This is a genomic window from Roseateles sp. P5_E11, assembly GCF_054049355.1.
Map to the genome: position 1 here is coordinate 1 of NZ_JBFUMO010000174.1, position 10,511 is coordinate 10,511.

The 10,511-nt window shown below is 67.9% G+C and carries 8 protein-coding genes and 1 pseudogene; 4 read left to right on the top strand and 5 right to left on the bottom strand.

What is annotated here, in order from left to right:
• Position 1: 1 nt before the first annotated feature.
• The 5 genes from ACXJKR_RS14645 to ACXJKR_RS14665 form a co-directional block, all read right to left on the bottom strand.
• Positions 2–226: a DUF1127 domain-containing protein gene (locus tag ACXJKR_RS14645; protein ID WP_457323449.1), complete on the bottom strand. Its 225-nt coding sequence runs from the start codon at positions 224–226 to the stop codon at positions 2–4.
• Positions 227–370: 144 nt separating this feature from the next.
• On the bottom strand, positions 371–1,840 hold the full coding sequence (locus ACXJKR_RS14650) for an efflux transporter outer membrane subunit (protein ID WP_457323450.1): 1,470 nt from the start codon (positions 1,838–1,840) through the stop codon (positions 371–373).
• Between the two features lie 114 nt (positions 1,841–1,954).
• Complete coding sequence (locus ACXJKR_RS14655; RefSeq protein ID WP_057299444.1) at positions 1,955–2,686, bottom strand: response regulator; 732 nt, start codon at positions 2,684–2,686, stop codon at positions 1,955–1,957.
• Between the two features lie 4 nt (positions 2,687–2,690).
• Positions 2,691–5,648, bottom strand: a complete 2,958-nt coding sequence (locus ACXJKR_RS14660) for an ATP-binding protein (protein ID WP_457323451.1) — start codon at positions 5,646–5,648, stop codon at positions 2,691–2,693.
• The gene (locus ACXJKR_RS14665; protein ID WP_457323452.1) at positions 5,645–6,034 is read right to left on the bottom strand and encodes a hypothetical protein; all 390 of its coding nucleotides are present in this window, start codon (positions 6,032–6,034) and stop codon (positions 5,645–5,647) included. The genes ACXJKR_RS14660 and ACXJKR_RS14665 overlap by 4 nt, the downstream gene beginning before the upstream one ends.
• Positions 6,035–6,371: 337 nt before the next feature.
• Here ACXJKR_RS14665 and hlyD point away from each other — a divergent pair, with 337 nt between their 5' ends.
• The 4 genes and pseudogenes from hlyD to ACXJKR_RS14685 form a co-directional block, all read left to right on the top strand.
• Positions 6,372–7,364, top strand: coding sequence for a secretion protein HlyD (hlyD, locus tag ACXJKR_RS14670; RefSeq protein WP_457323453.1), 993 nt, complete (start codon positions 6,372–6,374; stop codon positions 7,362–7,364).
• Positions 7,365–7,375: 11 nt separating this feature from the next.
• Positions 7,376–9,115, top strand: a complete 1,740-nt coding sequence (locus ACXJKR_RS14675) for an ATP-binding cassette domain-containing protein (protein ID WP_457323454.1) — start codon at positions 7,376–7,378, stop codon at positions 9,113–9,115.
• Positions 9,112–10,224: an ABC transporter permease gene (locus ACXJKR_RS14680; RefSeq protein ID WP_457323455.1), complete on the top strand. Its 1,113-nt coding sequence runs from the start codon at positions 9,112–9,114 to the stop codon at positions 10,222–10,224. Before ACXJKR_RS14675 ends, ACXJKR_RS14680 begins: the two co-directional genes overlap by 4 nt.
• Positions 10,224–10,511: pseudogene (locus ACXJKR_RS14685) on the top strand (hypothetical protein); the annotation flags it as partial. The gene ACXJKR_RS14680 and the pseudogene ACXJKR_RS14685, both read left to right, overlap by 1 nt.

The following is a 10,511-nucleotide window of genomic DNA, read 5'->3' on the forward strand; positions in this document are numbered from 1 at the left end:
TTCATGACCTGCTCCAAGAATCCGACCCCGGCGACGTGCGTTCCAATGACCTTTCGGCGACAAACGACTCGATCTGGCCGCGGGTCAGTCCGATATCTCTCAGTTGCTGGCAGTCAAGCTGCGACAGGATCTGCACGTCTTTTCTGTTGCGCTGCGCGTTGGCGCGGGCCGTCGCCCAGCTGAAAAAGGCGTCGATGATTGGCGACCATATCTCGGCAATCTTCAATGGAGCCGTCTGCCGGGCGGCTCGCATCGGCGAGCAATTTCGATTTGAGACCATGAGGTCCTCCGGCAAATGTGTTGAGCGCTTCGCGCCAGATTGGCTATGCGAGGTGTCGCTAGGGCCGATAGACCGGTCCTAAAAGCCGGCTCAGCGCAACGACACTCGATCCGGCAGCGACGCCAAGTCGGCCGCCCCCGGCGCGGGGGCACCGGCCCCAGGGCCGGCCGCCAGTGCCTTGTAGACGGCCAACTCGCCAAGGCGCTGCTGGCGCAGTGCCTCCACCTCGTCGAGCTGGGCCTGAAAGAGCTGACGCTCGGCATCCAGTTCGTCGAGCCGGCTGAGTCCGCCTGCTGCGCGAGACACGTGCGCCAGTTCAAGAGACCGGTTCAGCGCATTGACGCGACGCCGGCTGGCATCCAGGCTCTGCTGGCGAATCTCGAGCGACTGCATCGCTTCGCGAGCTTCGACTGCGGCCTTCAATACGGCTTGTCCATGACGGGCGCGCTGCGCCTGTGTGCGGGCCTCCGCCTGCTCTACGCGAGCCGCCGTACGTCCACCATCGAAGAGGCTTTGCGTGAGGCTGCCGGCGAGCGCCCATGCCATCCCCGTCGCGCTGAACAGCTGGCCCAGTTCACGCACATCCGAACCCAGGCGACCGCTCAATTGCAGCGACGGCAGGCGCGCAGCCTGGCTTTCCTTGACGTTGGCGGTGCTGGCAGCCAGCAGATGAGCCTCCTGGATCACATCCGGCCGCCGCGCCAGAAACTCACCGAGCTCCCCAGCGGGCAGACGCGGCGCCAGGGCGGACGAGCCGTCCRGTGCAGGCGTGCAGGCCGAGAGTTCGCCGTCGCCGACCAGCAGGGTGAGCGCCGTTCCCAGCTGCAGATGCTGGCGGTGAAGCTGGGCGAGCGTGGCTTCGGCGGCGGCGAGTTCGACCTCGACGCGTCTGACCTCGAACTCGGCACCCGCACCGGCATTCAGCTCGACGCCGCGCAGTTCCAGCGCGCGCTGGCGACCTTCGACCACCGACGCGGCGATCTGCCGCTGACGCTCCAGCGCGGCCAGTCCAAGATGCAACTCCGCCACCTGGGTGCTCACGCTCCACGCGAGCGCCTTGCGCGCCCACAGCTCCGCGCCGAGCCGCGCACGGGCCGATTCGTTGGCGGCGTCGACCCTGCCCCACAGGTCGACCTCGTAGCGCATTTCCAGACCGACGCTGTACTGCGTCATCGCACCGATGCCCTGCACAGGCGCCGTGTCGGTCGAGGTGCGCGCACGCGAGGCACCGCCCGCCAGCAGCACGGAGGGCAGGCGGGCGCCCCCGGCCTCTCGCAGGATCGCGTGTGCCTCACGAATGCGCGCGGCTGCCACGCCCAGGTCGGCATTGCGCTGCAGYGCCCGCTCGATTCGCTGGCTCAGTCGCGCGTCGCCAAGTTCGCTCCACCAGGCCTCGATGGGCCAGAGTGCGGACGATGGTGCCGCGGCGTGCACAGCCGCGCGGTCTGGCGCGAGCGGGCCGCTCGCGCAGCCACCACCCAGCACCGCGGCAGAGAGCGCCGCACAAACGGCCAGCGCTCTAGCACCTATGCGGACCACCGGTTGATTCAGCTTGTTCAATCGCGTCACCTCTTACCGCGCCATCGACTGGGCGCTCAGGTGACATTTCGCCTGTCGCGGATTGCGCCTAGGTTTCGAGCTCCCGGCCTCGGGTTGCGATTGAAACGCAGCGCATCAGCGGATCACACCGACCTCTGCATCGAACAAATAGCCTTCCCCGCGCTGCGTCAGGATGAAAGTCGGATGGCTCGGGTCCGGCTCGATCTTGCGACGCAGGCGCAGGATCTGCACGTCGATGGATCGACCATAGACCTCGGCGTTGTGCAGCCGTGAGAGATCCAGCAGTTGGTCCCGGTTCAGCGTGCGACGCGGTGCACTGAGAAATGCCACCAGCAGGCTGAACTCACCGTTCGTCAGTTCCACCGAACCGCCTTGAGGGTCCTTCAGGCGCCGAAGTCCGACGTTCAGCTCCCAGCCGCCGAATCGGTATCCACGCGCCCGGTTCATCAGGTCGGCCACGCTGGCGCTGGCCTGCGCTCGGCGAAGCAGGGCACGGACGCGCGCCAGGAGTTCACGCGTCGAGAACGGCTTGGTGAGGTAGTCGTCGGCCCCAAGTTCCAGTCCCATCACGCGATCAGCCTCCTCGGCGCGCCCCGTCAACATCAGGATGGGAATGGTGCTCGAGTACTCGCGCAAGCGCCGCGCGATCTGCATGCCGTCTTCGCCTGGTAGTCGCACGTCGAGAACCACCAGGTCCACCGTTTCCCTTTCGATCAGGCTGAACAGCTCGGCGCCGGTGGCGAATGCGCGCACTCTCAGCTCGTTGTCGCCAAGGTATTCGCTCAGCAGATCGCGCAGCGTAGGATCGTCGTCGACAGCTGCAATCAGGGGCTTGGGATCAGACATCCGATCACTCCTCGTCCCGCCTGGGGATATTGGCAAGATGGGGTCCCTGGGCTCGCAGGGCCTGGGCAAGCGCTGCGCCGAGTTCGGCCGCCATCAGAGGCTTGTTGAGCACCTGAACGATACCCAGCTCTCGCGCCCTCACCTGCAGCGCGGGCGTCACAAATCCGCTCATCATGACGACCTTCAGATCGGGTGCAAGCTCCCGCACCCGTTCCACCAACTGGGTGCCCGTCATGCCGGGCATGGCCTCGTCGCTGAGCAGCAGATCAAAGCGCCCAGGATTGTGTCGCAGCGCCTCCAGTGCCGACTCGGGCGACATGAAGCCGACCGGCTCGTAGCCCAGCTCGGCGAGCGCCTCCTCCGCGAGGCCGACGAGAGATTCCTCGTCATCCACCACCATCACGCACTCGCCTTTCCCAAGCTCCACAACCACCGCGCGCGGCGTTGGGCGCACCACGCGCTCGCCCCGCACCGGGAGGTAGACCGTGAAGCAGCTGCCCTCGCCCAAGGTACTGCGCACATCGATGCCGCCATCCAGATCGCTGACGATCCCATGCACCATGGACAGGCCCAGGCCGGTGCCCACACCCACCTCTTTCGTGGTGAAGAAGGGGTCGAAAATGCGCGACAGCAGCTCGGGCGACATGCCGGCACCGCGGTCCTCGACCGAGAGCTTGAGATACCTGCCGGGCTCCAGGCGCGTCGTGCTGACGGCGCAGGCCTCCTCGATCGTCACCAGTTCCAGCTCGACATTGATCGTCCCGGCCGACTTCATCGCCTGGGCCGCGTTGAGGCACAGATTCATGACCACCTGGTGGATCTGTGTCGGGTCTCCCAAAACGCCGGCGTCGCCCGCGGCGAGCCGGCTGTGCACTTGCACGCCGGCCGGCAGCGTCGCCTGCAGCGCATCCAGCGCTTCCTGCACGACCGATTCGACATGTACCGGCACCCGCTGGCCCATGCCGCTGCGACTGAAGGCCAGGATGCGCTCGACCAGTGACTTGGCGCGCAGCGCGGCTGCCAGCGATGCGTCGATGTGGCGGCGCAGCGCGCTCCCTGGCTGGGCCTCCTTCTGCGCCATCTCCCCGTAACCCAGGATGCCGGCCAGGATGTTGTTGAAGTCGTGCGCAATGCCGCCCGCCAAGGTGCCGATGGCCTCCATCTTCTGCGCCTGACGCAGCTGCTCCTCCAGGTGCTGTCGCGCCAGCTCGGCCCGCTTGCGCTCCGTGATGTCGACGGTGACGCCAGCAATGCGAAGACCTTCGCCACCGACATCCTCGAAGCGCTGCGCGCGCATCTGGATCCACCGCTCGCCCTGCGGCGTCACCACGCGCAGTTCGTAGTCCGCACGCTCGACGCTGCCACTGATGAGCTCGGCACTTCGCATGCGCACTTGCTCGAGATCCTCGGGCGCAAGGCGGGCCGCCCTGAAGAACGCCTCCCGCGTGCTGACGGGATGGTCGGCGGGCAGGCCGAATAGCTCGCTGAACTTGTCCGACACGAACATCTCGTCCGAGGCGGTGTTCCACACCCAGTGGCCGCCCCGGGAGCCGGCCATCGCCAACGCGTAGTGCTCCTCGCTGCGTTGCAATGCCTCCTGGGCGCGCTTGCGCTGGTCCACGTCGATCACCGACCCCGCCAGGCGCGCCGGGCGGCCGTCCGCGCTGCGCGTGCACAGCGCCCGCACATGCACCCAGTGATAGCCTTCGCCTTCGCCGCACACGCGGTACTCGAGCTCGAAATAGGGGCTGGTGCCATGCAGATGGTCCGCCAGCCTTTGCCTGAATCGAGGCTGATCTGCGGCGTGGACCGCCAACGCGCGGCGCAGCTCGCCGATGGACTGAAGCTCAGGCTGAAGGGGCAGCCCCAGCAGCTCGCGGGCGCGGGTCGAGACAAAGGCCGTGCCGTTGGGGATGTCCCAGTCCCACAGGCCCATGTCGGACCCCGCGGCGGCCAGCGAATAGCGCTGCTGCGAGACCTGCAACTCGCGCTGGGCCCGCTGGGCCCGCGCCAGTTGCCGAAGCCCCGCCCACAGGAGGCCTGCGGCGAACAGGCACAGCACCAGCGTTCGCAGGGCGGTCGCCTTCGCACCTTCGATCCAGGGCGTCATCGCCACGTCGTAGTCCTTGGAGACGGCCACGATCAACGGGTAGCCCGGCACGGCACGAACGGCGGCGAAGTGGTCTGCCCCGTCGACTGGGCTGGGCAATCGAGTGAATGCGGCATCGACCTTTGAGCCCGGTGGCAGCAGCCGGTCCACCACGTCGATCCGCTTGCCCAGGCTCTCCGGCACGGCGGGTTGGCGGGCCAGCAGCCAACCGTTGCGGTGGATCAACGCCACGCGGGTTCCCTGGGCGCCGTAGCCGTCACGGTAGAAGTTCTGGAAGTAGTCGACCCGCGCGGGCGCGCCGACGACGCCAAGAAAGTTTCCTGCGGCGTCTTCCAGCCGCAGGCCGATCGGGAACACCCACCGGCCGGTGCCGGGTAAGGGTCGCACCTGATCGATCAGCAACTCGCTGCCGGGGCGCACGCGCAGCAGCGAGAAAGGTGTCTGCGCGGACACGTTCATGCTGCGCGTCACGCTGGGCGGCATGTGCGAGGCCAACTTGACGCCGCCTGTCGAATCCACCAGGACGAGCCCTTCCGACTGCACCAGACCGTCCATGCGCTTGCGCAGCAGCGCTGGCAACACGTCTTCGTCCTGCATCAGGGCCGGCTGTTCACGGACACGCTCGGCGAGATCGCGCAGCACCACCTCGATGGCCTGCACGCTGCGCGCGGTCTGCTCGGCAATGACTCGCGCCTGGGCCGAGAGCTCCTGTTCAGTGCTGCGCAGAGCCGCGTGATAGCCCTGCCAGATCTCATAGCCAGCTTGCAAGGCCAGCGCGGCGATCACGAGGCCGCCGCTCCAGGCCAGCCGACGCACGGAAGGCTGGAACAGCCGACGTGCGATCTTGCTCATGTGCCAAGGACCTCCATGACCGTTCGCATCAGCACCTCCTCGGTCAGCGGCGTGGCTAGGACGGCTGCGACGCCCAGCTCATTGGCGACGGCACCTCGCGCCGGCACGGTGGGGAACAGCGTCGGCGACAGCAGGATCACGGGCGCACCCGGCCAGCGCACGGAGATGCGGTCCAACCACTGACGCTCATCGCGACGCGGGAAGGCGCACTCGGCGAACAGCAGGTCCGGCGGTGCTTCGCTGGCGGACGCCAGAACCTCCAGCCCCACCTGCGAGAGCCAAAGGGTGAGCAGTTCGGCCGTGTCGCGCCCGACGTCGACGAAGCGGACCTTGCCCTCGCCGAAAGGCCGGGTGGGAGAGCGAGCTTGGGTTTGGGTGAATGACACGGTACCGCGGAGATGGAGAGGGAATGTCAGTCTGGCAGCGCAGTTTGGCAAAGCCGTTGCCAACCTGCCGCCTTCAATTTCAGTTGCAACCGGGCCGTGCCGGGGGGCCAGGCACGTCGGGCAACCAGTATCCGCGCCGCCCGCCCCGCCTCGCGCGCGCCCACATTTCAACTGCAACGGACGCGCCCTTTCCCTGCAGGCGCCCGGCGCCGCGCCTTGCGTTTCATCGGAAACCTGGGAACGCCGGCCTGAAACCGGCCGGTTGCAGGCGGCGACTGCAATTGCTCCACGCTTTCAGTCATCCCCCCTTGCCATCGCAGACCTTTAGGGACTCCTCATGAACCGGAAAATCGCTCGCCCAGTCGCTGTTGTCCTGGTCCTGACCGCCGCCGCAGGCTACGCCTGGCGGCATCACCGCCCCGCCGAGACTGCACCGACGCGGCTGTACGGCAACGTGGACATCCGGGAGGTGGAGCTGGCCTTCCGCCAGGGCGGCCGGATTGCGCGACTGGCCGTCGACGRGGGCCGCAGCGTGCGGCAAGGCGAGCAGGTCGCCGAACTCGACGCCCAGCCCTATCGCGATGGCCTGAAGGCCGCGCAGGCCCACCGGGCCCAGGCGCTGGCCGAGCTCGCCAAGCTGCGCCAAGGCAGCCGCTGGCAGGAAGTCGCGCAGGCGCAGCAGGCCGTCTACCAGGCAGAAGCCCTGGCGTCCCAGGCCGACCGCGAACGGCAGCGGCAATCGGTGCTGCAGGCGCAGGGCGCCACGACCGAACGCGCCGTCGAAGCCGCCCAGAGCGCCCGTGACCAGAGCCTCGCGGCACTGGTGGCGGCCCGGCAGGTCTTGTCCCTTCGGCGCGAAGGCTCGCGCCGCGAGGACATCCAGGCGGCAGAGGCAAAGCTTGCGTCCGCGGAGGCCCAACTTGCGCAGGCCGAGACGGCCTTCGCCGACGCTCGGCTGCTCGCGCCGTCTGACGGCGTGATCTCGGCGCGGGTGCGCGAGGCCGGCAGCATGGTGACCGCCGGCGCCACCGTCTACACGCTGTCGCTGCAGGACCCGGTCTATGTGCGCGCGTATGTCAGCCAGACGCAGTTGACCCAGTTCCAACCCGGCAGCGCCGTGGTCGTCAGCGTTGACGGCAGCCAGAAGCGCTTCCAGGGCACGGTGGGCTTCATCTCGCCCAAGGCCGAGTTCACGCCGAAGTCGGTCGAGACCGCCGAGTTGCGCACTGAGCTGGTCTACCGGCTGCGCATTGCCGTTCCGGGTGCCGCCCAGGTCCTGCGCCAGGGCATGCCGGTCACCGTCGAACTCGGCACTCCCTCCGCGCTTTGAGAGGCATGGCCATGCACGACGCCCCGAGTGTGGTGATTGACGGTGTGGTCAAGCGCTTCGGCGATACGGCCGCGCTGCAGGGGCTGAGCGCGGCCATTCGCCCCGGCCGCCTGACCGGGCTGGTCGGGCCGGACGGCGCAGGCAAGACCACGCTGATGCGTTTGATGGCCGGGCTGCTGCAGCCCGACGAAGGCCGCATCACCGTGATGGGCCGCGACACGCGGCGCGACACTGCCGAGATCCCGCTGCTCACCGGCTACATGCCGCAGCGCTTCGGGCTCTACGAAGATTTGTCCGTGATGGAGAACCTGCGCCTGTACGCCCGGCTGCGTTCGCTCCCGCCCGCACAGATGCCGCAGGTGTTCGAGCTGCTGCTGGCGTTCACGCGGCTCGGGCCGTTCACTGCGCGTCTGGCCGGCAAGTTGTCCGGTGGCATGAAGCAGAAGCTGGGCTTGGCCTGTGCGCTGATGGCGCGGCCCCAGGTGCTGCTGCTGGACGAGCCGGGCGTTGGCGTGGACCCGGTGAGCCGGCAGGACCTTTGGCGCATGGTGGATGCGCTCACCGGCGAAGGCATGGCCGTCGTCTGGTCCACCGCCTACCTGGACGAAGCCGAGCAGTGCGAGCAGGTGCTGCTGCTCGACGGCGGCCGTCTGGCATTCGACGGGCCGCCCGCTGCGCTGACCGCAACACTGGCCAACCGCAGCGTGCTGGTTGACCCGCCCGCGGGTCGCGACCGGCGCCAGCTGCTGGCCGATCTGCTGGCCCGGCCCGAAGTCAGCGACGGCGTGATCCACGGCCAGGCCCTGCGCCTGGTGCTGCGGGAAGGTGCGGCACAGAAGGGCTTGCAAGATGCCGAAGTGATGCAGGGCGCCCATCTGCGCCAGGTCGCGCCGCGCTTCGAGGATGCCTTCGTCGATCTGCTCGGCGGAGGCCCGGGCGGGCGCTCGGCCATTGCCGAACGCATGGAGGCTGTGCAGCTCGACAGCCCAGTCGTCGTCGCCTGCCAGGACCTGACCCGGCGCTTTGGCGAGTTCACCGCGACGGATCGAGTCAGCTTCGAAGTCCGGCAGGGCGAGATCTTCGGGCTGCTGGGTCCCAACGGGGCCGGCAAGTCCACGACGTTCAAGATGCTGTGTGGCCTGCTCAAGCCCAGCAGCGGCAGCGCCCGCGTTGTCGGTCTCGACCTGGCGCAGGCGGCCAGCGCCGCCAAGAACCGCCTCGGCTACATGGCACAGAAGTTCTCGCTCTACGGCCTGCTGTCCGTGCGCCAGAACCTGGAGTTCTCGGCGGGCGTCTACGGGCTGACGGGATCGCTCAGGCGCGAGCGCATCGACGAGATGGTCGAGGCGTTCGAGCTGCAGCGCTTTCTTGACGCCGCGCCCGATTCGCTGTCGCTCGGCCACAAGCAGCGCCTGGCGCTGGCCTGTGCGCTGATGCACCGCCCGCCCGTGCTGTTCCTCGACGAGCCGACCTCTGGCGTCGACCCGATCACGCGGCGCGAGTTCTGGACGCACATCAACGGCCTGGTGCGCAAGGGCGTCACCGTCATGGTCACCACCCACTTCATGGACGAGGCCGAGTACTGCGACCGCGTCGCGCTGATGTACCGCTCGCAGCTGATCGCGCTGGACACGCCCGATGCGCTCAAGCGCCGCGTTGCGAAGGATGACGCGCACCAGCCGACCATGGAAGAGGCCTTCATCGACCTGATCAACCGCTTCGATGGACAAGACCGAAAGGCCAGCGCATGAACCCCACCCGCCTCTACGCCCTGGTCGTCAAGGAAGGCCTGCAGGTCCTGCGTGACCCTTCCACGCTGCTCGTCGCCTTCGTCCTGCCCGTGGTGCTGCTCTTCCTGTTCGCGTATGCGGTGTCGCTGGACATTCGCCGGATCCCCGTGGGCATCGCGCTGGAGAGCGACTCACGGGCCGCGCAGGAGCTGGCCACGGCATTTTCGGGCAGCCGGTTCTTCAGTGTCGTGCCGGCGCGCGACAGCCGGGAACTGCAGGCCGCGCTGGTCAGTGGGCGCATCCGCGGCTACGTCGTGATTCCGGCCAACCTGGATCGCCGACTGTTGCAGGCGGGCCGTGAGCCGCTGGTCGAGGTCATGACCGACGGGTCGCAGCCCAACACGGCGGCCTTTGTCGGCAACTACGCGCAGGGCGTGGTCAGCAACTGGCTGGTCGAACGAGGGCTAGCGGCGCCCGGCGACATCCGCTTGGTGCCACGCTTCTGGTTCAACGCCGAGCTGGAGAGCCGCCGCGCCCTGGTGCCCGGCGCCCTCGCCATCGTGATGACGATGATCGGAACGCTGCTGACCGCGCTGGTCGTGGCGCGCGAGTGGGAGCGCGGCACGATGGAGGGCCTGCTGTCGACGCCGGCCAGTGTCGTCGAGATCCTGGTCGGCAAGCTGCTGCCCTACTTCGGCCTGGGCCTGCTGGCGACGCTGATCGGCGCCGGGCTGAGCGTGACCCTGTTCGGTGTGCCACTGCGCGGCTCGTGGGCCGCCCTGATGCTGACCTCTGCTGTCTTCCTGGTTCCTGCCCTGGGCCAGGGCTTGCTGATCTCGGCCGTGACCAAGAACCAGTTCGTCGCGGCGCAGGTGGCCCTGCTCACCGGCTTCCTGCCGGCGCTGCTGCTGTCAGGTTTTTTGTTCGAGATCTCCTCCATGCCCGAGCCCATCCAATGGCTCACACGACTGGTGCCGGCCCGCTACTTCAACGCGGCCCTGCAGACCCTCTTCCTGGCCGGTGATGTCTGGCCTTTGCTGCTGCGCCAACTGGCGGCCATGGCCGCGATTGGATTGTTCTTCTTCGCCGTCGCTCGCGCCAAGACGCGCAAGAGCCTGGAGGTGTCGTGATGTCTACCCATCAAGGTCATGTCGGCGCCGTTCTGGCCCGGATGCGCGCCCAGATCATCAAGGAGCTGCTGTGCGTGCTGCGAGACCCGAAAAGCCGCATGGTGCTGATCGTCCCGCCGCTGATGCAGCTCTTGGTCTTCGCCTTCGCAGCGACACTGGAGGTCAAGCAGATCGACATCGCCGTCTATAACCGTGACGGCGGGCGCGCCGGGCAGGAGCTGGTGCAGCAGCTGGCCGCCTCGCAGCTGGTGCGCAGCATCCACGCCGCACAGAGCGAAGCACAGATC

Coding starts and splice junctions, on each gene's coding strand:
- ACXJKR_RS14680 (WP_457323455.1), top strand. CDS start 9,112: ATGAACCCCACCCGCCTCTACGCCCTGGTCGTCAAGGAAGGCCTGCAG.
- ACXJKR_RS14675 (WP_457323454.1), top strand. CDS start 7,376: ATGCACGACGCCCCGAGTGTGGTGATTGACGGTGTGGTCAAGCGCTTC.
- ACXJKR_RS14660 (WP_457323451.1), bottom strand. CDS start 5,648: ATGAGCAAGATCGCACGTCGGCTGTTCCAGCCTTCCGTGCGTCGGCTG.
- ACXJKR_RS14655 (WP_057299444.1), bottom strand. CDS start 2,686: ATGTCTGATCCCAAGCCCCTGATTGCAGCTGTCGACGACGATCCTACG.